Here is a 23,435-nt window from a genome sequence, read left to right as displayed (position 1 = left end):
AAAAAGATGACTCCCGTACAGTACAGGAATCATCTCCTTGAAGCAGCATAAGTTTTTTTATTAATGTCCTTTACATGGGGTACAGATTACACTCGTCTGGGCGCTTTTTCTCTAGGAGGGATGATGTGATTGCAATCGGTCCATTGAATATCCGGCTCGACCTGCTCGTCTTCATGGTCAGCCTGCTCTTGTTATACATCGGCTTTAGAAAAATCGGGTTGACGGAAAAAGAACGGGACGCCGTCCTCGGCACGTGGTTCGTCGGCTTCCTCGCTTGGAAAGGCAGCGCCGTCTTGATTGGCCTCGTCTCGACCGGCAACCTGTCACTCGCCTTATACGCCACTGGCGGGAATTGGTCGATCGCCATCGCCGCACTCGTCATCGGACTGTTCGTCTTTCGGCTCGACAAGCAGCTTTACGGCTATTGGGCGTTGTCCGGTCTCGTCTTATGGCTCGGGATGACGCTCGCCGTCCCGCGTTACGCCGCGCTCCCCGTTTTTGCTTCACTCCAACCGCTCCACCTATACACGGCCGGGCTCATCGTCATGTTGATGCTGTTGACGTGGCGTTGGATGCGGACGCCGTCGCGTGGTTCGCTCGTCTGGACGATCACCGGTGCGATGTTCATCTGGTTGTTACGTGAGGGCGCGACCGGGACGTGGCACATGTGGGCGCTCGGATTGTTCATCGGTCTAGTCGTGCTTGCGACGACCCTCGCCCGCCCCACGCGAAAAGCCGTTCAACTCACACTCGGCATCGTCGTCGCGCTCGCCATCATCAATGCGAGTCTGCCCGACCAGACACCGACGCTCGAGGCGACCGCAACGACCGGATTGAACATCGGTCAAGTGCCCCCAGACTTCGAGTTGAAACGAACAGACGGCAGTACGTTTCGATTGGAAGACTTGCGCGGACAACGCGTCGTCATCAACTTCTGGGCGTCGTGGTGCCCCCCATGTCGCGCCGAGATGCCCGATCTGGCCGCGTTCGCCCGCTCGACCGATGAGGTGACGATCGTCGCTGTGAATACGACGACGAGTGAACGGGATGTCGAAGACGCCACATCGTTCGTCGCCCCGTATGAAGATGCGTTCGAAGTCGTCTATGATCGAGACGGGGCCGTTGCGAACGGATACCGCATCCAAGCGATGCCGACGACGTACGTGCTCGATGAGTCTGGCGTCATCACCGCGAAACAGTTCGGTGCCATCGACAGAGCGTGGCTCGATGCGCGGACAAGATAAAAACCGCCGAAGTTTCGGCGGTTCAGACTGTAGACAAAACATTGTCTGCAGTTTTTTTATTTGTCCGACCGGGCACAGCTCGCTTTTCTGGGGGCAAGCAGGGAGCCGCATCGCTTAACGCTGCTGGGTCTCCCTTTGCTTGCTACTCCCCTAGAAGTCTCGCCATGCCCTTGGTCGGTCCACGCATCCATCCCTCTTTTCGTACCCTCGCCCCTTTTTTATAATGAGAGGTGGAGAACCAGTCATGGCGACGATGCTACCCTTTGCCGCCCTCAATCTCAAGAAGATGGCAGTCTTGGCATGGAAGGACGTCCAATCCGCCTGAAAAGTGGCTCGGGCAGAGCGCCTCAAGGCCAGAAAACGAAAAAGTCACGTTTCAGTTCGCCTGAAACGTGACTTTTTCTACAATCTGAACCGCCGAAGTTTCGGCGGTTTTTAGTGCTTCAAATAACCTTGTGCCTTCAAGAAATCTTTGACGTCGAGCCGAGTCGGCTTCGACAGCATCCGTCCCATCTGAGCAGTCCACGTGTCGTCCCGGCGATTCGCCCCCCGCGCCGCATAGTAGCCATGAATCGTCTCGTCATAATGCGACAGTTGGCGCTTCAGCTCGTTCGGGTCGAGTTCATATGTATTCTCGTGATAGACGTGTTCGAACGGCAAGCGCGGCTTCTGGTCCTCGACGTGGTCTGGGACACCAACCGCGAGCCCGAAGAGCGGCAACACACGTTCCGGCAGGCCGAGCAATTCCTTCACCGCGAACATGTCGTTTCGAATGCCCCCGATGTAACAAATGCCGAATCCCATCGACTCCGCAGCGACGACGGCGTTTTGTGAGGCGAGCGCCGCATCAATGACGGCGACGAGGAGCTTCTCATCCGTCTCGAGCGTCCCGGTCACATCGGCGTCACGCATGTCTCCAATCACTTCATGGCGATACAAGTCGGCGCAAAAGACGAAGAAGTGCCCGTTGTCGGCGACGTAGCTTTGGTTACCGGCAATCTCGGCGAGCCGTGCTTTCTTGTCCGAATCGGTCACACCGATGATGGAATAGGCTTGGATGAAGCTCGACGTCGAGGCACGTTGGGCACTCTCGACGATGAGCCGAATTTGTTCTTCGGTCAAACGCTCGTCCGTGAACGAGCGGACGGAGCGGTGGTTCAATAACGTTTCGATGACTTGATTCATGCAGCTTCCCCCTTTTGCCTAATCTTGACATAGCGGAACGTGCCCGACAATTTTAGAGACTTCACTCTACTTTCGAAATGATCCATGGTAACCATAAGACAGGCTCCGTCCCCACATCTTCTTGATTGCTGTATGCGCAATACCGTTCCGCTTCTTCGAGCGTCGCAATAAAGCCATGGTCGTTCAACCGAAACGTGAATCGTTCGGCGAAGTCACGCTCTAGCCCATTACATAAGTATGAGTGGAACGTGCCGTACTCATACCCGAGCATTTCATAACCGAGAGGTCGTCCAAGCGGTTCGTCGTGTTCGTGTCGCAAAATGAACCGCTCGACGCCGTACTGCTCGGGATGGTCCCCAACTTGTCCTTCTGCTAAAAAGTCCGCGACATAGGATACAGGCAGTTTCAGCTCGATGATGTCGAGTTCGATGTGGGTGAAGAAGCGGTCCCGAAACGTCTTGGCGAGTTCAATCGTCTGAAACGTTTGGGGATATCCGAGTTCTCCACTCTCGTGAAACACCTCCACCCATTCCATGAGCAGGAGGAAGTCTTCCACGCTGAGTCGCAATCGTTCTCGATACGCCTCCTGACGACGTTTCGATGTCCCCCAAAGTACATCAAGCGTGGGGTGTTGCTCACAAATGCATGCACTCGCTGACTGCACGACCTCCGGAATCCGTTGCTCGTCCATATAGTCCGCTCGTTTGGTCCGTTCGATCAGCAAGTATCCTCCACTTCGTACATTCATCTCAACACCTCCTTCTCTAGTATACGCAAAAAAAGCAGAGCGCAAACGCGCCCTGCTCCTCCTGCTTATTCTGTCACTTGGCTCAAGAACGGTGTGATGTCGACGTTCAACTCTTTCGAGAGACGCTCGCCGAGGTCACGGTCGGCCCGATAGAAGTTGCAAATCAAGAGAAGAACAGTCTTCTCGTGACGAACTTCTTTGATGTGGGCGACGAGGTTACGGACGAGGCCATCTTTCTCTTCTTGCGAGTAACGACGGTACACTTCGCCTGCTTGACCGAAGTCGTTCGTCTTCTCAATCTTTTGACGACCGGCTACGCCATTGAGCGGTTGCTCCTGTTCAATATACGCAGCATCCGGTCGCGGTGTGTCTTCATAACGGTTCGGTTCATAGTTCACAGTGCTCGTCTGTTGCTTGAACGGCATCGCCCCATCACGCTGGTTGTTCGACACTTGTGCGAACGGGCAGTTGATCGGGAGTTGGAGATAGTTCGCGCCGATGCGGTACCGTTGCGTGTCCGAATACGAGAAGAGACGCCCTTGAAGCATCTTATCTTCAGACGGTTGAATCCCTGGGACGAGAACGCCCGGGTTAAAGCCGACCGATTCCGTCTCAGCAAAGTAGTTGTCGACGTTTTTGTTCAATGTCATCGTTCCGACGAGTTGATACGGGATGACGTCTTCGAACCAATCTTTTGTCGCGTCGAGCGGATCGAAGTCGAAGTTGTCCATATCGGCCGGGTCGAGGATTTGGACGTAAAGATCCCACTCTGGGAAGTCGCCTTCTTCGATGGCGTTGAACAAGTCGCGTGTCGCGTGGTTGAAGTCCTCGGCCTGTACTTTGGCCGCTTCTTCCATCGACAAGTTCTTGATGCCCTGTTTCGGAACCCAACGGAGTTTTATGTACACCGTGTTCCCGTATTCGTTGACCCATTTGAATGAGTGGACCGATGAACCGCGCATATGACGGTATGAGGCCGGGATTCCTTCATCACTGAACAAGTGGATGAGCATGCTCGTCGATTCCGGCGTGAGCGACATGAAGTCGAAGAAACGGTCCGGGTCTTGTAGGTTCGTGCGTGGGTCCGGTTTGAGTGAGTGAATCACGTCTGGGAATTTGATAGCGTCACGGATAAAGAATACCGGCAAGTTGTTTCCGACGAAATCGTAGTTCCCTTCTTCCGTGTAAAACTTGACGGAGAATCCACGTGGGTCACGGAGCGTCTCCGGTGAGCCGAGACCATGGATGACAGTCGAGAAGCGAGCGAAAACCGGTGTCTCTTGTCCTTCTTCCTGCAAAAATTTGGCTTTTGTATATCGTTTCATGCTATTTTTAACTTTGAAGACACCGTGTGCTCCGGCACCACGGGCATGCACGACCCGCTCCGGCACGCGCTCACGGTCAAAGTGGGCGAGTTTCTCAATTAGCTGATAATCTTCGAGAAGCGTTGGGCCGCGGCGACCCGCTGTGATGGAGTTGGCGTTATCCCCGATTGGGACGCCTTGGTTAGTAGTTAGACGACGATGTTGATCCATTAATATAGCCTCCTCTTAATAATCATTATTACAAGATTAATAATATTAAAAGATAATAATTATTACAAATAAAACGCTCGAGGCAAACTCGGGCGTTTTTGAAATCGCTCTCAGTTTTTTCGTTTTTCGTGCTGCTCTTTCCGGTGAATCTCCGTCACGAGCAAGGCTGCGATGATACCCCCGAGCGACCCCGCGACGATGTCGACCATTGTGTCGTCATTTCCGTTACCTTGCATCGTCGTGTTCAACACCAAGTCCGACGTGAATTCATACATTTCCCAAAGCGCGGCCCCGGCCATCGCAAAGACGACGATATAGACGAAGACGAATCGCTTCGGCATCTCGAGCCGGATGTCGTCATCGAGCCGACTAAAGAAGTCATACCCGAGAAACGCGATGAATATGCCGCTTAATACGTGAAGGAATGTGTCCCACCACCCGTTCGAATACAATCCGACGATCGAACCCAAATATTGTGAGGCGAACAGGAACAAGATATAGGCGACTTTCATTTTGGCGTCAAATTCGGTTTTGAACACTTTTTCTAATATGAACGGAATCAATCCAGACACGATGCCGGCAGCGGCGACGCTTGCGTCAAACCACGCCTCTTCAATCACCGAAGCGACGAGAATGATTGCCATGAACAACACAAAACCGAACTCTAGCATCCGTCCACGCGTCAGTTTCATCTCGAATCCCTTCTTTCTATCATTCACTCCTTATCCGATTCCCGTTTCGGCGTGAATCACAACGATACCTCCAAACAATTCACCCTTTTGTCGGATTGTACACAAAAGGCCCCATCGCGTTCGCGATGGGGCCAAGTTCATTTCTCGGCAACGAAGAAGATTCGTTCAGCGTCCGGTCCTGGCGCCTTGTCCGTGAAGTCGGCCGTGACCGACTTCACATGAAAGCCCGCACCGATGAGCCACTGCATGTATTGTCCCGGCTCATACGTCCGTTGCTCGTGCGTCTCTTCGACCCGCTCGTACGTCCCGTCCTCGAGGGCGACGAAAAACGTCAAGTCGTGGACGACCGAGAGCGGGGCTTCGCCCGGGTCGGCGAACCAGATGTACGAGCAATCCTCCCCGTTCGACGCGTACGTCTTTTGGTTGAAGAGCGTCTGCATCTTGTTCGGCGAGTGGACGTCGAAGAGGAACGTGCCGCCCGGTTTGAGTTGCTCATAGACGGCTTCGAACGTATCGATGACGTCGGCCTCGTCCGCAAGATAGCAGAGCGAATCACACAGAATCGTCACGGCATCGACCGGTTGCGGCAACTCGAGTTCCCGCATGTCCTGTTGCCATAGCGGCAAGTTGACACCTGCCTCGAGCGCTTTTTCTTGCGCGACTTCAAGCATCGACTCCGACAAGTCGAGCCCGATCGTATCGTAGTGTGCGGCAAGTTGAATCGTCGCAGAACCCGTCCCGCATCCGACGTCGGCGAGCGATGCCCCGTCCGGCACATGACGTCGCACAAACGCGACCCACTCTCCGTAAGGCGCATCTTTCATCAACTCATCGTATACGTAGGCGAACCCTTCGTACGCCATTAACCGACTTCCACTTCGACGTGCGGCGCGTCAGCCCAAAGTTTTTCGAGGTTATAGTAATCACGGTCGTCACGATGGAAGATGTGGACGACGACGTTCTCGAGGTCAGCGAGCACCCAACGTGCCGTGTCCATTCCCTCGAACTTGTGGAGCGGAAGATCGTTCTCGCCCGCAACATCTTTAATTTCACGAGCGATCGCTTCGACTTGCTTCTCTGAGTTTCCGTGGCAAATCACGAAGTAATCTGCAATCGGCGAGATGCCTTCCATGTCAAGGACGACGATTTCTTCGGCGCGCTTATCATCAGCAGCCTTTACAATCAATTCAAGTTGTTCTTTTACAGTCATATTGACCCTCCTAAGGTGTTTTCACAAAAGCGTTATATGTCGCAATCGTCAGTGGGAAAATCCGTACCGACTTGTTCAATAAGTGTTGAATCGACTGACGTAACGTCGCGACGACAGCCAACTCGAGTGACTGCTCGGCGACGTCCCGCAACGCTTCAACACCAGGGTAACGCCGGTTCGGTTCAATCGCATCGGCCACAAAGATGACTTGGTCGAGGCGCGACATACCCGGGGAACCGGTCGTATGGTTCTTAATGGCGGAGACGACGGATGCGTCGAGGTCATAGGAACGGTCTAACAAAACTGCCCCGACCGGCGCATGCAAGAGTTCGTCATCAAATTCGAGTAAAGCGAGGTCAAGCTGTTCGTCGAGGACGACTTGACGCATCTCGTCACGGTCCATATATTTCGCATAATCGTGCAACATTGCGGCCAGACGGGCCTGTTCGACGTTCACGCCATAGATTTTCGCCAAGTGTTCCGCCGTCTCGACGACACCGAGCGTATGGATGAATCGTTTCTCTGGCAACGTCTGTTCAATCAACGTTCTCGCTTGTTCATACGTCATACAATCCATGCTCCTTGATATAAGTTTCCACTTCTGATGGCACGAGATACGCAATCGAACGATTGCGTTTTGCCCGCTCGCGAATATCCGTCGATGAGATTTCGAGTTGTGGCATATCGATCGTCCGGACATCGGCCCGTTTCGGAATGCGATAACGACTCCCGGGACGAGCGACGGCACCGAACGTGACGAGGGTGACGAGCGTCTCGTAATCGTACCACTTTTCGAGTGATTCGAGCGAGTCGGCCCCAATCAAGAAATAGAACGCATCGTCCGGATAGCGCTCGCGCAACCGTCGCATCGTCTCCACCGTATAAGACGGCTCGGTCCGTTCGAACTCAATCAAATCGAGCTTGAACGCCGGGTTCGACGCGATCGCGCGTCGCGTCATCTCGATTCGGTCTTCCGCTTGACTGAACCCGGACTTATGGGGCGGGATGGCCGCCGGCAAAAACCAGACTTCGTCGAGTTCAAGCTGTTCACGCGCCTGCTCGGCAATCAACAAATGACCGAGGTGCGGCGGGTCGAACGTTCCTCCCATCAGTCCGATGCGGCTCATGGGAGTTTGATTTGGCGGTTTTCTTTCTCTGTCGCCTGTTTGTACAAGACGATGACTTTGCCGATGACTTGAACGACTTCTGCCTTCGTCCCTTCCGCAAGCTCTCCTGCCACGTCTTTCGGCGTGTCGGCACAGTTTTGAAGCACTTGAACCTTCAACAACTCACGCTTCTCGAGCGCGTCACTAATATCTTTACACATCGCTTCACTGACACCATTTTTTCCGACTTGATAAATCGGTGAGAGGTGATGTGCCTCTGCACGTAAAAATCGTTTTTGTTTACCTGATAACATTATTTCTATTCCTCCAATAAGCTCTCAATTAACTTCATTCCAACAAATTGATCCGGTTTCACACCTGTCCAATACTCAAACGCCAAAGCACCTTGTCCGACGAACATGGCTGTTCCGTTGACGATGATCGCCCCTTTTTTAGCGGCTTCTTTTAAAAACGGTGTGACGAGTGGACGATATATGATATCACAAACGACCGTGTTTTGTCGTAACCCATTTAATGAATGCGGCGAATGGACGCCGTCCATCCCGACCGAAGTCGTCTGAATGATGACGTCGTATCGCGCGATGTCAACGTCTACAAAGGCTTTTGCTTCGATGCCGAACCGTTCGGCAAGACGCTCCGCCCGTTCCATCGTCCGGTTCGTGATGGTGACGTCACGGGTCGGTAGCGCACTGATAATCCCGCGCGCCGCACCACCTGCTCCGATGACGAGCACACGACCGGACCAGTCTGTCAGAGGAGACAGGGCGGCGACGAGACCGGCACCGTCCGTGTTCGTCCCAATCAATTTGCCGTCCCGCTTATACACCGTATTGACCGCACCGGCATCCGTAGCCGCCAAATCGAGTTCGTCAAGGTACGGGATGACGGTTTCTTTATACGGAACCGTGACGTTGAAGCCGTCCCATTCGCCATCGCGCATCGCCTGAAACAATCCGCTCAAGTCTTCTTCGGCGACGTCGAGCGCCTCATAACGCCCGAAAAGCCCAGACGCCCTCAGCCACTGCTCGTGCAGGACGGGAGAGAGCGAATGAGCAATCGGGTGACCGATGACGGCCAGTCTCATACGAGTGCCTCACGCAATGTGACGGCGACTCCTTTTGGTGCCCAGGCAGCGATGCGGCCGCCTTTGCCGTGAATGGCGACCCAACCGAGACCGCTGAAGACGATGTCCGTCTTCACGCCGTCCCGGAGACTGAACTCGTGACGGACGAGCGGCGGCAACTTCTCGAGCGTCTTCTCGTTCGGCGGGTTGAGCATTTGACCGATGTGATTCTCGTACAACTCGTCCGCTTTATCGAGTTTCGTACGGTGTGTCTTCAACTCGTTTGACATGTAGACGACGAATGAGCGCTTGTTGCCTTCCATGTAGTCGAGACGAGCGAGACCACCGAAGAAGAGCGTCTGCTGCGGGTTCAACTGGAACACGTGTGGCTTGATCTCTTTTTTCGGCGTGATCGTCTTCAAGTCTTTGGCGTCGACGTAGTGGGCCATCTGATGGCGGTTGATGATCCCTGGTGTGTCATACAAGTTCGCGTCATCATCGAGCGGGACGTCAATCAAGTCGAGCGTCGTTCCCGGGAAATGGCTGACCGTAATGATCGCCTCGTCCGCTTCGCCGAAACGTTTGATGATTTGGTTGATGAGCGTCGATTTCCCGACGTTCGTACAACCGACGACGTAGACGTCCTTGCCTTTCCGATAATATTCAATCTTCTCGGCGAGCTCGTCGATGCCGTGCCCTTTCTTCGCACTAATCAAATGGACGTCGACCGGGTTCAAGCCGAGTTCTTTCGCCTCGCTCTTCATCCAGTTCGCCATCCGGTTCGGGTTGACGGATTTCGGTAACAAGTCGACTTTGTTCCCGACTAAAAGGACCGGGTTCGACCCGACTGACCGTTGCAGTCCCGGGAGCCAGCTCCCGTTAAAGTCAAAGATGTCGACGATTTTAATGACGAGCGCTTCGCGCGAACCGATTCCGTTCAAGATGCGCAAGAAGTCGTCATCTGTCAGTTCGACGTCTTGAATCTGATTGTAGTGTTTCAGTTTGAAGCAACGTTGGCAAATGACGATTTCGCGATCAAGTGCCGATTTCGGAGCATACCCGACACCAGCCGGGTCTTCCGTTTGAATGAGAACGCCGCAACCGGCGCAATAACGTTTTGTTTCTTCCATAGCATGATTTGCTGTCATTTGAGTTTCCTCTTCTTCATTCACTGTAGCGCCTCGCCGCTACTCCTGAAGCGTTAATTCCGACGCCTTACGCGCCGTACAAGGACAGCCTCCTTCTTCCTTTGCGTTCGAGGTCCTTATTCATCTTTTTTATGTGAATCTTCGGAACGCGAGTGCATCGCTTCCCCGATTTTCTCAGCGACGGCCACTTTGGCCCGCTTCGCATCGACGGCGATTTCCTCGACTTTTTTCGTGATCAATACGTACTTCCCGCGACGTTTCATATGCGCGAACACGACTTTCTCGAGCATGCGATTGAACTTCGTGACGAGTCCATCCGTCTTGACGACCGGTTCGACGTGAATGACGTGGATGCCGGCCATGTTCGCGCCGAGCACGTCCGTGAACAACTGGTCGCCTAAGAAAATCGCTTCTTTCGTCGAATAGCCGTATTTCGCGAGCGCTTGCTTGAAGCCGGACGGCAACGGTTTTTTCGCACGCGATACGTAATGGAGTCCGAGCGGTTCCGTGAACGTCCGGACGCGGTTTTCATTGTTATTCGACACGACGATGACGTCAAGTCCATGTGATTTCACTTTTTCAAGCCAGAGCAAAAGAAGCTCCGGTGCGTGCGGGACGTCCCAAGCCACGAGTGTATTATCAAGGTCCGTCAAAATGACGCGGACACCACGGTCTTTTAATTCTTCAAGGTCGATGTCAAAGACTGACGCGACGAACTGTTTCGGATAAAGTCGATTAAACACGTTTGAATTCCTCCAATTATCTAAAGCGATTCAACTACTCTTATAAGTATTGATATCCCTTCTATGGTAAACGAAAACCGACCAAACGACTAGTGTATCGTTTGGCCGGAATGAAAAAGTTTGAAATTTTCATTGAATCGTGCCGATGGCTTCACCGAGCCGGACCGGACCGATTTTAGACGAATCGATATGGACGCGCCCTTTTTCGAAGCAAAGGACGACGGTCGAGCCGAACGAGAAGTAGCCGACTTCGTCTCCCTTTTCCACGTACGACCCGTCATGGGTCCACTCGATCGTGTTGACGTTCAAGGCGCCGACCATGATGTGTTCATAGACACCGGCAGGGCTATCGAATCGCGTGATGCGGCGATAGTTGCGCGAGAGTGGACGAACCGTCTCCGTCAAGCCGATCTCGTTGACCGGTGCCGAGCGGTCGCCTAGCTCGTAGTGGCTGAGGACGCGCCCGGCGAGCGGGACGTGGACGCGGTGATAATCGCGCGGGCTCAAGTAGAGCACGCAGACGGTGCCGCCTGCATAGCGACGTGCCTCTTGTTGCGAGCCGAGCATCTCAGCGAGCGTGTACGATTGGCCCTTCACTTCAAAGCGGCTATCGTCTGTGATATCTGTGACGATGGATAACTTCCCGTCACACGGAGAGACGATCGACTGTGCATCCGCATCAATCAGACGAGCTCCTTCTTTCAGATGTCGAGTGAAGAACGCGTGCAGACTCGGATACGCATCCATTGGGTCTTTCGCTTCTTCAACGTCAATCTTGTACGTTTTCGCGAACGAGGCGATGAGCGGACGGCTATAGTTCGATTCAGCGAACCACCGGAGCCGTTTGGCGATGAACGGGGAGGCGTTCAATTCAAACAACGTCTGGTAGAAACGGCTTTTAATCACTGTTCGCCCTCCTCATTTTTAAAGAATGTCTCATACTGCTGTTCCGATACGGCTCCTTCGATGCGGCCCGTCTCTTGACCATCCTCAAACCGGATGACCGTCGGCGTGCCGTTGATGCCGTACGTCGTCCAGACGTTATGGTCGGCCAAGTTGATCGAGACGGCATCGTACTCTTCAACGAGAGGCTCGACGTATGGTTTCACCTGCTCACAGTACTCACAGCCAGTCTGCCAGAAGTAAACGACGACCTCTTCTTCTTCCGAAATCTTCGTCTCCAGCTCTTCTGCCGTGACGGCGTTGACGCCTTCCTCTTCGTTCGCGTTGTTCAAAAAGAACAACAGCCCGATACCGATGACGATGATGGCACCGATGATTGCGAACGTGATAAAGTTCGCGCGTTTTGCATCATTTTTCATAGTTGGTTCCTCCTTCAGATATAAAAAGAACTGACTCAGATGTGAGCCAGTTTGATTGTGAACGCCTTACTTCTCTTGGGCGACGTCGCTGATCCCCATATCTTGGTTCACGACATCCAAGAGCACGATAAAGATTGTGATGACCACGCCAAACGCTGTCGCGAGCACCGCATTGAATGGCACGCCGTCGACAGCAGAAATGATAAAGATTGCTGTGTTCGAAAGCAAAATTGCCCAGAACAATGTGACTAAATATCGCATCGAAAGTCCCCTCCATCTCACAGATGATGCATGAATTGCTCATACGAGATTAGTATAGCATTGTTCCTGATAAATGTGCGACCTCGATTGTATATTCTTTCCGTTGAAACCGGAAATATGATACCGTCAGAGAAACAGCACATCGTAGAAAAGAGGATGACTAATGTCACGTTATTTAATCGCAGTAGATTTGGACGGCACGTTGTTACGAGATGACAAGACGATTAGCGACCGAAACATTCGTGCGCTCCAAGCGGCGCGAGATGCTGGTCATGAAGTCATGATTGCGACCGGACGACCGCATCGCCACTCCATCATGTACTATGACCAGCTCGACTTGACGACGCCGCTCATCAACTTCAACGGCGCGCTCGTCCACCATCCGAAAGACTCGTCATACGCCGTGACGCACCGACCAATCCCACTCAAGACGGCGCACGAGATCATCGAGGAAGTGTCGGAGACGAAAGCACACAACATCGTCGTCGAAGTGACGGACCACGTCTACTTCCAAAAAGAACCGCAAGAATTTTATAGCCCCTACACCGAGCGCGCGCTCAGCGTCACATCGGGCAACTTGCTCAAACACTTACAAGAAGAGCCGACGTCACTCCTCATCCATGCGACGAAAGAGCACGTCGACAACGTCCGTGCACGTTTGAATAAAGTTCACGCCGAGGCCGTCTTGAACCGCCAATGGCGCATGCCGGAGCACATGATCGAAGTCATGAGCCAAAACACATCGAAGGCGCTCGGATTGCGTGAAGTGTCGAAACATCTCGGCATCAACCGCAAAAACATCATCGCGTTCGGCGACGAGGAGAACGACCTCGAGATGCTCGACTATGTCGGCACCGGCGTCGCGATGGGGAACGCCATCAGCCAGTTGAAAGCCGTCGCGAACGAAGTGACCGCGTCGAACATGGAAGACGGCATCGCCATCTACCTCGAAGAAAAACTCGGCATCAAGGCATAATCAACACACCGACTGAATGCAGTCGGTGTGTTTTGCGTTCGGCTCTAAAACTCGGTCAAATAAAGCGCCACAAATAGTCGTCAAAAATCTTAATCATGACTTTTGGGGTGTTCGCGATGTATACATTGATTTGTTCCACGTTCGAGTCGACTGGATTCGTATCGCGTTCATCTGCCGGGAAGTCAGAGATTCCTTTGACAATGATACACTCGACGTCATTTTTTTTGCAGATATACGCGATGGCGCCCGCCTCCGTATCCGCGATGGTGATGTCGTGTCCTTTCAGTTCCAAATAATCGTTCCACATCACGACCGCTCGATCGGCCGTCGCGATGGTACCGGTTAAATAATCTTCCCCGTAGTTCGTTAGTTCAATGTCGACGATGAACGATGGTTTGATGAGCGGCTCTACTTCTTTGACCGTACAATCGTATTGAACGGCGCGATGCGGGACGAAGATATCCAACGGGTCAAACGTATCATCGATTCCGGCGCACGTCCCAGCCACGATGACTTTTACTAAATTGAACCGAGACATCATGTATTGATTGGCACCGACCCCGTTAGCTTTCCGCACACCGGTGCTATAAAAAACAAGTTCGACGTCATTAAGTATCCTCCTGAAATACTCGCCATACGGGTAACTGAACCGCTCATCCGCTTTGACGTCATAGTACTCCAATGTCGCTTCATATTCCCATTTCGTCGCAATGCTGACTCCAATCATCACGCGTCCCCCTCACACTTGTTTGACCTCTATCTATACAATAACCCCTGCTGAGTGTTCAGCGGGGGTTATTTTAGCGTCGAAACGCACCTTCGACATCTTCGGTCGGAACCATATTGATGAAGACGGTCGGATCGGCATCCTTACAGATGCGCGTGATTTCACGAACTTCGTGGCGCTGGGCGACCATCATGAGCGTCGCCTTTTCGACTTTTGAGTACGTGCCGATCGACGGCATGAGCGTGATGCCGCGGAAGACGTGTTGATGCAACTCTTTCGTCACTTCGTCCGGATGGCTCGTGACGATGAAGAGTGTTTGACGCTGCGTGTTCGTATAAATCTCGTCGATGACTTTCGACGTCACGTACAAGAAGACGATTGTATAAAGCGCAGTCTGCCAACCAAATAACGCACCGGCCCAAAGTGCGATCATCATGTTCATGAGGAACAAGTAGACGCCGACCGAATTGTTCGTGAATTTCGCCAAGATGAGCGCGACGATATCGAATCCGCCGGTCGAGGCGCCGAAGCGAATCGTGATCCCTGAACCGATTGCGAGCAAAACCCCGCCGAACACGGCGTTCAAGAGCGGGTCGTCCGAGAGGAGCTGCGATTGTGGAAGCACACGAATGAACACGGTGACTGCCGCGACACTGATGAGTGTATGAATCATCATGTTCTTGCCGAGCATGAAGTAGCTGACAATGAGTAGCGGCACGTTTAAGACGAAGAACCAAATTCCTTCCCCGAGCTCAAACGGTGTCCCCGCAAACAGTTGCGTAAAGATTTGGGCGAGCCCTGTAAATCCGGTCGAGTATACCCCCGCCGGGATTAAAAATAATGTCATGGATAATGCAACGAATACTCCCCCAATAATCGAAACGATTCCGATGCGAGCATGTTCTTTAACGGCTTCCGTCAAGTTTTGTCTCCCCTTTCAAAAATAGCTAAGAATCAAGATAACATAGATTCCAAGCGCTGCCTATCATTAAAATAATGCAATCTGTAGAGGCATGATGAAAAAAAAACAAGACGGCCGAAGCCGACTTGTTGTACTGACGCATTTGATTACGCTTTCACTGTCTCGATTGTCACGGCATCGTTTGCCGGGACGTTGACGACATTTCCATAGACCGTGATGCAAACGTCCGTGCCGCCCGTCTGCTTGATCGTCACATGGTCACGCGTCGATGTGATCGTCAAGTGATGGCCGCGCCAGAGCATATTGAATGAATAGCCGTTCCAATCCTTCGGAATCATCGGGCTGAACGTAAGCTCGTTCTCAAGGGCGCGCATGCCGGCGAAACCGTGCACGATTGACATCCACGAGCCGACCATCGACGTGATGTGAAGCCCGTCTTCTGTATCGTTGTTATAGTTATCGAGATCGAGTCGTGCCGAACGTTGATAGAGCTCGACCGCCTTGTCCTCGTAACCGACTTCAGCCGCGATAATCGAGTAGACGCAAGGCGACAAGCTCGACTCGTGGACCGTCCGCGGCTCATAAAAGTCGAAGTTGGCCCGCTTCTGTTCGACCGTGAAGCGGTCGCTGAACGTATAGAGCCCTTGGAGCACGTCCGCCTGCTTGATGAAGTTCGAGCGGAGGATGCGGTCCCACGACCAGTTTTGGTTGAGCGGCAAGTGTTTCGGATCGAGATCTTTCACTAAGATTTGTTCTTTATCCATGAAGCCGTCCTGTTGCATGAACACGTCTGGGACGAGGTCGTCTTTCGGATAGTACATCTTCGTCTGGATATCGTTCCACTTCGCAATCTCTTCGTCCGTGATGCCGAGCGTCGAGACGAGCTCTTCAAGACGAGCCGGCTCCGCTTGTTTCAAGTAGTTGTACACCTCTTGCGTGTATTCAAGCGTCCACGCGGCAATCAAGTTCGTGTACCAGTTGTTGTTGACGTTGTTATCGTATTCGTTCGGACCTGTGACGCCTAGGATCATGTAGACATCTTTGTGCGGGACAAAGTTGACACGGCTCGCCCAGTAACGCGAGATCTCGACCAATACTTCAAGTCCGTATTTCCCGAGGTATGACTTATCGCCTGTGAAGTTCGTATAGTTGAAGATGGCATGTGCGATGGCGCCGTTCCGGTGAATCTCTTCATGCGTGATCTCCCACTCGTTGTGGCACTCCTCGCCGTTCATCGTCACCATCGGATAGAGGGCGCCTTCCATGCCGACGTTCTTGACCGAGTTCTCTTTTGCTTGCGGCAATTGGTTGTGGCGATATTTGAGCAAGTTCCACGACACTTCTGGTTTGGCTGTCGCTAAATAGAAGTGGAGGCAATACGCTTCTGTATCCCAATACGTGGCACCGCCATACTTTTCACCGGTGAACCCTTTCGGACCGATGTTGAGACGTGAGTCCTCGCCTGTGTACGTCTGATACATATTGAAGATGTTAAAGCGAATGCCCTGTTGTGCTTCGGCGTCGCCGTCGATGCGGACGTCCGCGTCCTCCCAACGTGCGAGCCAAGCGTCCGTCTGCTCGGCGAGGAGCGTCTCAAAGCCTTTCTCAAACGCCATCTCAACGCGTTGCATTCCCGTCGACTGCAATTCCTCGACTTCGTAGTCACGGTTCGTGACGACCGAGACGTATTTGTACGCCGTTGCCGTCTCACCGGCTGGCGCCGTCACCGTGAACTTGTTCGCGACGAACAGGTCGGTCGCTTCGAGCACTTCACAGCGCGCGCCTTCGACGTCTGCAATCATCGAAGCCGTCACGTGCCAATCGAGCTTTTTCGTCTTCGTCGTGACAAAACCGAAACGCTCTTCGACACCGTGTTCGACCGGCAACCAGAACTTCTCGTCATAGTTCGAGTCCTCGTTGACGACATCACCGTCCAAGTATGGCGTGAACTCGATTTTCGCCTCGTAGTTGATCGGCGTGACGTTATAACGAATCGCTAAGATTTCTTTATCGACGATCGAGAAGAAACGGACGACTTCCACTTTCGTCTCTTCCGTCCCGTTCAACAATGTGAACGTCCGCGTGAGGACGCCACGTTGCATATCGAGCTCGCGCTTGAATTTTTTCACGTCCCATTTCGCCAAGTCGACCGCTGTCCCGTTAATGGCAACACGAAGTCCGATGACGTTTGTTGCGTTCAACACTTTTGCGAAGTATTCCGGATAGCCGTTCTTCCACCAACCGACGCGCGTTTTGTCCGGGTAATAGACGCCTGCCACATAAAACCCTTGGTGCGTGTCATTCGAGTAATCTTCCTCGAAGTTCCCGCGCATCCCCATATGCCCGTTACCGAGCGAGGTGATCGATTCGGCGAGACGGTTCTCTTTCGGGTGAAGCCCTTCTTCCGTTACTTTCCATTCATCGACTGCAAACAATCGTTTCATCTGTCTGCCACTCCTTTTTCTCTACAAGGCTACTCCTCGATAGACAACGGAATCATGCAACCGTTTGTCTATGAAAGCGCTGTATTTCAATCTCACCTCTCATTTTACACGACTCAACGAAGAATGCAATCGTTTGCATAGAACTTTTTCTTTCTTTTTTTCCTCACAGTTTACGGCAGACAAAAACGGCTTCGAGTTCCCCCGAAGCCGTTCCAAATCAAACGTCGCGATCGCGGCCGAACGTCGCATTGCCTTCATGCCCTTCAAACGCCGGGTTGTCCCCGTCGTTGAAGCCGGTATCCGGTTCATCGAGAATGAGCGCATAACCACCGCTCATGATGTCTCCGTACGCCTTGTTCACGTCATCGTCCGCGAGTCCGAGGTCGAGGAGCGCTCGTTTCACTTCTTGCTCGCCTTCAGCGACGCCGGCAAACTTTTGCAGCCATGAAGCTGAAGCCTCTTCCACTTTCGCATCGGTGTTTCGTTTGACGAGCGATACGTTATCCTCGTCTCGCACGACGACGAACAAGTCCTTCTCGTCATAGCCATCATGGTTCAACTGATCAATCTTCGAGACGAGGGCCGCCTCGTCTTGGTACGTGTCAACAAATCGTCTTCTGCTCATTATGTCTCATCCTTTCGCTCTGTAAGTGGTGAATCGATGTCGATGCGGGCATCGCCTTCCTCCCGGACCTCGATCTCTTCTTTGCGCAACGTCTCCGTGACCGTTTCGACGTCTTCTCGCACGTGCTTATGCACGATGATCTCCTCGACGACGACAGGTCGCTTGACGATGAACGCTCGCTCTTCGATAACTTGAATCCGAAGGTGATCGCCTTCGTCGATCGTCCGGATGCCCGGTCGGTCGAAATCATAGTCTTCAATCTCTTCTAGCGAACCGTCTTTGCGCTCTACGTGTAACTGTTCCCTCCGAATCGGGATTTCAATCTCTTGATTGGTCTCGGTGACACGTTTGTTCACGACGAGCTCACCGGTTTGGACCGCTCGCTTCTTCACGTCGAGCCGTTCCTCATGCAGGGCGAGCGTTTGTTCTTCGGTGTCTGTCGCTTGTTTTCGACGGGTCGCTGTCTCTGCTTCGAGCCGTTCGCCTTGTTCCGCGTCGACGTAGAGGAACAACTTTCCTTGCTCGATCGCCTGGGCGAACGTCTCCTGTCTTTCAGGCGTCAAGCGCATACTGCCGAGCCATCGCTCGACCGGACGCTCGCTCGATGTGACGAGCGAAGCGATCGCCTGCGGGTCGTCGGCGACGAGAACGTATAGATTCGATTGACGTTTCACGGCCTCTCCCGTCTCTTTACGTTTGACGAGCACGAACATGTCTCCTTCGTCGTAACCTTCTCGTTTCAAGTCGACCGTCCGCGCGAGCAACGCCGTGGCATCGTCGAACAGTTCAGAAATGATGGCTTGTCTCATGTCTCATTCCTCCTAAAGTATGTCGTAAAAAAAGGATGGTCCCTTTAGAGAGAACCATCCTTCTTCAGGTACTTGGTCAAATTAGAGGCGGTCGCGGTCGTCACGGCGTGTGTGGTCACCGTCACGCTTGCGGAGGTCATCTTCACCCTCGATATGGGCTTCTTCCTTCCGGACTGTCTCGCGTACTGTTTCAGTATCCTTCACTTTTTTCTTGCCGACGACAATCTCTTCAGCGACGACATCTTTCTTCGTCACATCGACCCGCTCTTCCGTCACCGGAACGCGAATCTCGTCACGATCGTTCGTCGCATCGAACGAGTGGTCTGTCGCGGCGCGGTCACCGTCGACTGGACGTCGCTCGACATACACTTCGTCACGCTCGACTTCGACATCGATGCGTTCTTCATGCTCGACGACGTCTTTCTCGACGCGAACCTCGCCCGTTTGGACGCGCTCTTTGTTCACTTGTAGACGTTCTTCATGCAACTGCAACTTCTGCTCGTCCGTCAAGTCGGTGCGGTTACGGATATCCTCGTCCATGTCGTGGTGACGCGTGGAGTCATGATGCGATCCCGTCGCGTCAAGACCTGTTCCGGCTGCTCCGACACCTGTACCAATCGGGTCACGAGCCGTCATGTTTCCAGCCTCGTTCCCTTCTGAACCGTAGCCTGCTGACGTACGTCCTTCGAACGTATCGTTCCGTCCGTTATCGAGGACACCATCGTCCGTATCAAGCAAGAGGACGAAGCCGCCGTTCTCGATATCTTGATGGTGACGTGCCGTCTCTTCTTCCGAGAAGCCGAGCTTGTCGAACGTATGACGGACTTCATCTGCGCCATCTGACACGCCGAAGAAGCGGTCGAGCCATGATGCCTTCGTTTCTTTCACTTCTGCATCGGTTTCGCCACGAACCATTGAAAGGTTCGATTTATCTTTCACAACGACGTACAAGTCTTCTTCACGATGACCTTGAGCACGGAGCTCATCAATTTTTGACACGAGTTCTGACTCCTGATAGTACGTTCCTACGTAACGTTTGTTATCCATGATTGTATCTCCCTTTCAAAATCTTTATTTTTTTGGTTATAGGCGAGGCCGATTCGCTATGAATTGCCATCCTGCCGGTAGTGTATGTGTTCCCTTGCAACTCCGTTTCATGCATTTCTTTCATGATTGTAATCAGTTTGTAACGTTGTGACTATTGTCCGATTGAACGACCTTCCATTATATGCACGAAAAAAACCTCCCGCCCGAAGAGAGGGCACTGAAAAACCTTCTCACTATCCGAGCGTGAGAACGTGGAAAAGGCGATTGATCCGACTTGTGTCGGGCCGATCGCCTTTTTTCCTTGCCTTTAATCTGTCTTCTCTTCCCGGAGGGTGATAATCCGCCTCAGATTGACCGCGACGATGGCCATCACTACCTGTAACGTCATGCCTTTCAGGTCTGGCGTCTTGTTGCGCGCCAGGCCGTGCGGGTTCTTCAGTTGGCTGTTCTTCGCCTCGATGGCGAAGCGTTTCCGGTGATGGTCCTTGAAATCATCCGTCTGCTCATAATCGAGTTGGTCGCTGTGCTCCCTCGACTTCAATGACACGCTGTAAGGCTTCGACTTGGCCTCGTCGCCCACGATGTGATCGAACGGGACAAGGTCGTGGATGAGCTGCAACTCGTCATCGGCTGGGTCAACAGGTCATAGAGCGCCACATACGGGCTCGGCGGCATGTTCGGCAGGTCGGGCATCATCGGGATGGCCTCCAATTTGGTGTTACGGTCAGTATAGTCCGGAATGCAAGGCGCCTACAGCGCCGCCCGAGGGCACGCCGACTCCCGGGGAATTAGCGGGCAAGGCGAGACCCAGCAGCGACGACGTCGCGTTGCGGCTCGACGCCCGCCCCCAGGAAAGCGGCGTGCCGGACAGGGCGGCTGAAGGGCGATGAAAACAGCGGAAAACAGAGGAGCGTCATCCATACCGGGACGACGCTCCTCTGTTCAAAATCATTAAAAGTTTTTCAGTGCCTTCGCCCGAAGACGAAAGGTTCATGTTTACTCGACCGGTTGCCCGGCTTTCTTTTGCCCACACGATTGACGTACAACGAGATAGTGCGGCACGATGACGCGTTTCCCGTACGGCGGCGCACTGTCGCCGATTTGCTCGATTAGGCAGTTCGTCGCCTCGAACCCGAGGCCGAAGATGTTGATTTCGACCGAGGTCAGCGGTGGATTGGAGTGCTCGGCGATGTAGACGTTGTTGAAGCTGACGACCGCGACGTCCTCTGGAATTTTCAGCCCCATCTCACTGAGCGTGCTGATGACACCGAGCGCCATCATGTCGTCACTGACGACGACGGCTGTCGGCGGCTCTTCGAGTTGAAGCAGCTCCCGAACGGCTTTTGCCCCGCCTTTCGTCATGAACTCGGCCCGCGCGATGTAATCCTCGCGCACCGGGATGCCCGCTTCCATGAGCGCCGTGGCATACCCGTTACGCCGATCTTGCGTGACGGCGAGTTTATCCGACCCACCGATGAAGGCGATGCAGCAATGACCGAGGTTGTACAGATGCTTCGTCACTTCCCGGCCGGCCAAATAGTTGTCCGTGTCAACGTATGTGATCGATGAAGCATCCCCGAACGGCTTCCCGACCACGACGAATGGGAATTTCGTTTGACGTAAATACTGGACGACTTTGTCATCTTCTCGCGAATAAAGGACGATGACACCATCGACACGGCGGCCTTGCACCATCTCGATGACGCCCGACAATACCTCTTCCTCTGTGACGCCCGTCGTCATATAGAGCGAGTATCCGTTCTGATGCGCTTTCGTGCTGATTCCCCGAAGCACTTCCGGGAAGAACGGGTTTTGCAGTGTCTTTGTGGCCGCACTCGGCATGACGAGACCGATCGACTGTGTCGAGCGGTTCGCGAGGCTACGTGCATGAATGTTCGGATGGTACCCGAGTTCCTCCATCGAACTGCGCACGCGCTCTTTCGTTTTTTGACTGATTCGTGGACTGTTCGCGATAACACGTGACACCGTCGATGGTGCGACGTTGGCATGTTTCGCGACATCTTTAATCGTGATTTGCATGGTGCTCCCCCTTGCTTCCGTTAGTTCTTGATTCCCTGTTGTCAGTTAACGCTTCTCCGGCGCTTCCACATCACGAGCCCCGTCAAAAAGATTGGGATGGCGATCACGAGCAGGCCGATCGTCCACATGTTCACTTCTGACTCTTCGACGATATAGGCGTTCGCGCTCTCACCTGACAGTTTGATGGTAAACGTGCCACGGCTGTCGGTGACGAGTTGCGAGAACAGGAGACCGCGAAGACGTGTATCTTCACCGACTTCGCTTACCTCGAATTGAATCTCTCTGTCCTCTTCGTTCATATTGATTGCATATAAGGCGACGTCGTCACCGTCACGGCGTTCAAACACGGCCATGCCGTCTTTAGAGGCGATGAGGCGTTGTTCACCGGTCGCGAACACCGGATATTCGGCCCGCATCCGGTTCATCGTCGCGACGTAACCGTGAAGGTCTTCATTTCCCGGGAATTCGGTCATCTCCCGGTTGGCTGGGTCAGCCCCGCCCGTTTGTGCGTTCTCTGTCCCTTGGAAGACAATCGGCATACCCGGCGACGCATAGAGTGCGAACAATCCGAGACGCAATCTTCGTTCCGCCGATTCGGCACCGCCCCGTTCCGCGACGTGCATGAACCGTTCGACATCGTGATTGTCGAGGAACGTCGCCATTTGGTTCGGGTCGTTGAAGAACGTCTGGGCGTAGCTTGCGGCGACATCGATCTCGTCGACGTTCGCCTGCTTTTGCGCCATCGTCTTGGCGACGCGGTCATAAAACGTAAAGTTCGTGATGCTGTTGAAGCCTAGGTCATCATATTCAGCGACATATTGCGGGTTCGGGTCGAACACCTCGGCTAACAGATAAAAGTCTGGGTCGACCGCACGCACCGCTTCGACGAAATCTTCCCAAAACGGCTTGTCGACGTGGCGGACCGTATCGAGACGATAGCCGTCGATGCCGGTCTCTTCAATCCAGTACGTCGCCGCCTCGATCAAGTAGTCTTTCACTTCCGGGTCTTCGGTTTTAAAGTCCGGCAAGTCAAAGAGCCAATGTGTCTCGACTTGTTCTTGATCGTTCCATAAAACGATCGGTAACTCGTCATGGAACCAGTCTGGCTTCTCTTCGACCCAAGGATGACCCGGGCCGACGTGGTTGACGACGAAATCGAGGATGACTTTCATGTCTCGCTTATGCGCCTCGTCGACGAGTTCCTGTAAATCTTCTTTCGTCCCGAACTGCGGGTCGATCTCATAAAAATCTTTAATCCAATAGCCGTGGTAGCCGTCCGGCATATTCTCAAACACCGGAGTCAACCAGATGGACGTGAAACCGAGCGACTCGATGTAATCGAGCTTTTCAATGACGCCTCGAATATCTCCGCCATGGAAGGCTTTCGGGTCATTTTTGTCGACTTGGTCGTTGTTATCGGGATTTCCGTCAACGAACCGGTCGACCATAATAAAGTACATGCGTTCTTGTTCCCATGTTGCTGCTTCTTTCGCTCCGACAATTGTAGGAAACAAAAGAAGCGACAGGAGAACGAGCACGACGCCTCGCCTCATATCGCTTCCCCCTT

General features: G+C 53.2%; 26 protein-coding genes. 2 read left to right on the top strand and 24 right to left on the bottom strand.

The genetic code is table 11. The annotated features are described in order from the left end of the window. Window positions 1-125: 125 nt before the first annotated feature. A complete protein-coding gene (locus KNP76_RS12510; RefSeq protein ID WP_214844718.1) occupies window positions 126-1,244 on the top strand; it encodes a TlpA family protein disulfide reductase in 1,119 nt (372 codons plus the stop codon). A 435-nt stretch (window positions 1,245-1,679) separates the two neighbouring features. On the opposite strand, the gene nfsA is transcribed toward KNP76_RS12510, so the two are convergent. From nfsA to KNP76_RS12435, 15 genes are all read right to left on the bottom strand, one after another. Continuing rightward, window positions 1,680-2,429, bottom strand: a complete 750-nt coding sequence (gene nfsA / locus KNP76_RS12505) for an oxygen-insensitive NADPH nitroreductase (RefSeq protein ID WP_214844717.1) — start codon at window positions 2,427-2,429, stop codon at window positions 1,680-1,682. Between the two features lie 61 nt (window positions 2,430-2,490). Continuing rightward, entirely contained in the window at window positions 2,491-3,177 is a 687-nt protein-coding gene (locus tag KNP76_RS12500) for a hypothetical protein (protein ID WP_214844716.1), read from the bottom strand. A gap of 65 nt (window positions 3,178-3,242) precedes the next feature. Next, window positions 3,243-4,712, bottom strand: coding sequence for a catalase (locus KNP76_RS12495; RefSeq protein ID WP_034817708.1), 1,470 nt, complete (start codon window positions 4,710-4,712; stop codon window positions 3,243-3,245). A 110-nt stretch (window positions 4,713-4,822) separates the two neighbouring features. Further along, on the bottom strand, window positions 4,823-5,404 hold the full coding sequence (locus tag KNP76_RS12490) for a DUF2238 domain-containing protein (protein ID WP_246514219.1): 582 nt from the start codon (window positions 5,402-5,404) through the stop codon (window positions 4,823-4,825). Between the two features lie 137 nt (window positions 5,405-5,541). Beyond that, on the bottom strand, window positions 5,542-6,267 hold the full coding sequence (locus tag KNP76_RS12485; RefSeq protein ID WP_214844715.1) for a class I SAM-dependent DNA methyltransferase: 726 nt from the start codon (window positions 6,265-6,267) through the stop codon (window positions 5,542-5,544). Continuing rightward, window positions 6,267-6,614: a ribosome silencing factor gene (gene rsfS, locus KNP76_RS12480; RefSeq protein WP_034804400.1), complete on the bottom strand. Its 348-nt coding sequence runs from the start codon at window positions 6,612-6,614 to the stop codon at window positions 6,267-6,269. Before rsfS ends, KNP76_RS12485 begins: the two co-directional genes overlap by 1 nt. 10 nt (window positions 6,615-6,624) lie before the next feature. After that, entirely contained in the window at window positions 6,625-7,182 is a 558-nt protein-coding gene (gene yqeK / locus KNP76_RS12475; RefSeq protein ID WP_034804402.1) for a bis(5'-nucleosyl)-tetraphosphatase (symmetrical) YqeK, read from the bottom strand. After that, window positions 7,172-7,741 carry a nicotinate-nucleotide adenylyltransferase gene (locus tag KNP76_RS12470; RefSeq protein WP_214844714.1) on the bottom strand — a complete coding sequence of 190 codons (570 nt, stop codon included), beginning with the start codon at window positions 7,739-7,741 and terminating at the stop codon, window positions 7,172-7,174. Before KNP76_RS12470 ends, yqeK begins: the two co-directional genes overlap by 11 nt. Beyond that, the gene (gene yhbY, locus KNP76_RS12465; protein ID WP_034776635.1) at window positions 7,738-8,034 is read right to left on the bottom strand and encodes a ribosome assembly RNA-binding protein YhbY; all 297 of its coding nucleotides are present in this window, start codon (window positions 8,032-8,034) and stop codon (window positions 7,738-7,740) included. The genes KNP76_RS12470 and yhbY overlap by 4 nt, the downstream gene beginning before the upstream one ends. Window positions 8,035-8,039: 5 nt before the next feature. After that, window positions 8,040-8,825, bottom strand: a complete 786-nt coding sequence (gene aroE, locus KNP76_RS12460) for a shikimate dehydrogenase (protein WP_214844713.1) — start codon at window positions 8,823-8,825, stop codon at window positions 8,040-8,042. Next, window positions 8,822-9,934: a ribosome biogenesis GTPase YqeH gene (yqeH, locus tag KNP76_RS12455; protein ID WP_034804410.1), complete on the bottom strand. Its 1,113-nt coding sequence runs from the start codon at window positions 9,932-9,934 to the stop codon at window positions 8,822-8,824. Before yqeH ends, aroE begins: the two co-directional genes overlap by 4 nt. Before the next feature lie 134 nt (window positions 9,935-10,068). Continuing rightward, on the bottom strand, window positions 10,069-10,695 hold the full coding sequence (locus KNP76_RS12450; protein WP_024371850.1) for a YqeG family HAD IIIA-type phosphatase: 627 nt from the start codon (window positions 10,693-10,695) through the stop codon (window positions 10,069-10,071). 129 nt (window positions 10,696-10,824) lie between these two features. Further along, a complete protein-coding gene (locus KNP76_RS12445) occupies window positions 10,825-11,601 on the bottom strand; it encodes a phosphatidylserine decarboxylase (protein WP_214844712.1) in 777 nt (258 codons plus the stop codon). Continuing rightward, window positions 11,598-12,017: a thioredoxin family protein gene (locus tag KNP76_RS12440; RefSeq protein WP_024371848.1), complete on the bottom strand. Its 420-nt coding sequence runs from the start codon at window positions 12,015-12,017 to the stop codon at window positions 11,598-11,600. The genes KNP76_RS12445 and KNP76_RS12440 overlap by 4 nt, the downstream gene beginning before the upstream one ends. Window positions 12,018-12,083: 66 nt before the next feature. Next, the gene (locus tag KNP76_RS12435) at window positions 12,084-12,278 is read right to left on the bottom strand and encodes a YjzD family protein (protein WP_034804417.1); all 195 of its coding nucleotides are present in this window, start codon (window positions 12,276-12,278) and stop codon (window positions 12,084-12,086) included. Between the two features lie 163 nt (window positions 12,279-12,441). On the opposite strand from KNP76_RS12435, the gene KNP76_RS12430 reads away from it, so the two are divergent. Beyond that, window positions 12,442-13,254, top strand: a complete 813-nt coding sequence (locus KNP76_RS12430; RefSeq protein ID WP_211779845.1) for a Cof-type HAD-IIB family hydrolase — start codon at window positions 12,442-12,444, stop codon at window positions 13,252-13,254. 55 nt (window positions 13,255-13,309) lie between these two features. On the opposite strand, the gene KNP76_RS12425 is transcribed toward KNP76_RS12430, so the two are convergent. From KNP76_RS12425 to KNP76_RS12385, 9 genes are all read right to left on the bottom strand, one after another. Then, window positions 13,310-13,981: a 5'-methylthioadenosine/S-adenosylhomocysteine nucleosidase family protein gene (locus KNP76_RS12425; RefSeq protein WP_034804419.1), complete on the bottom strand. Its 672-nt coding sequence runs from the start codon at window positions 13,979-13,981 to the stop codon at window positions 13,310-13,312. A 73-nt stretch (window positions 13,982-14,054) separates the two neighbouring features. Continuing rightward, window positions 14,055-14,903: a YitT family protein gene (locus KNP76_RS12420; RefSeq protein WP_034804420.1), complete on the bottom strand. Its 849-nt coding sequence runs from the start codon at window positions 14,901-14,903 to the stop codon at window positions 14,055-14,057. A 146-nt stretch (window positions 14,904-15,049) separates the two neighbouring features. After that, entirely contained in the window at window positions 15,050-17,347 is a 2,298-nt protein-coding gene (locus KNP76_RS12415) for a glycoside hydrolase family 65 protein (protein WP_214844711.1), read from the bottom strand. A 217-nt stretch (window positions 17,348-17,564) separates the two neighbouring features. After that, a complete protein-coding gene (locus KNP76_RS12410) occupies window positions 17,565-17,972 on the bottom strand; it encodes a general stress protein (protein WP_034817729.1) in 408 nt (135 codons plus the stop codon). After that, a complete protein-coding gene (locus KNP76_RS12405; RefSeq protein ID WP_214844710.1) occupies window positions 17,972-18,781 on the bottom strand; it encodes a YsnF/AvaK domain-containing protein in 810 nt (269 codons plus the stop codon). The genes KNP76_RS12410 and KNP76_RS12405 overlap by 1 nt, the downstream gene beginning before the upstream one ends. An 81-nt stretch (window positions 18,782-18,862) precedes the next feature. Further along, complete coding sequence (locus tag KNP76_RS12400; RefSeq protein ID WP_214844709.1) at window positions 18,863-19,828, bottom strand: YsnF/AvaK domain-containing protein; 966 nt, start codon at window positions 19,826-19,828, stop codon at window positions 18,863-18,865. Window positions 19,829-20,135: 307 nt separating this feature from the next. After that, on the bottom strand, window positions 20,136-20,447 hold the full coding sequence (locus KNP76_RS12395; RefSeq protein ID WP_214844708.1) for a transposase: 312 nt from the start codon (window positions 20,445-20,447) through the stop codon (window positions 20,136-20,138). Window positions 20,448-20,824: 377 nt separating this feature from the next. Next, window positions 20,825-21,868: a LacI family DNA-binding transcriptional regulator gene (locus KNP76_RS12390; protein ID WP_034817735.1), complete on the bottom strand. Its 1,044-nt coding sequence runs from the start codon at window positions 21,866-21,868 to the stop codon at window positions 20,825-20,827. 41 nt (window positions 21,869-21,909) lie between these two features. After that, on the bottom strand, window positions 21,910-23,421 hold the full coding sequence (locus KNP76_RS12385; RefSeq protein WP_034817738.1) for an alpha-amylase family glycosyl hydrolase: 1,512 nt from the start codon (window positions 23,419-23,421) through the stop codon (window positions 21,910-21,912). Window positions 23,422-23,435 lie beyond the last annotated feature (14 nt).

The organism is Exiguobacterium sp. s150 (genome assembly GCF_018618435.1).
In the GTDB taxonomy this organism is placed as follows: Bacteria; Bacillota; Bacilli; order Exiguobacteriales; family Exiguobacteriaceae; genus Exiguobacterium; species Exiguobacterium alkaliphilum.
This window is presented reverse-complemented; position numbering and strand designations above follow the sequence as displayed.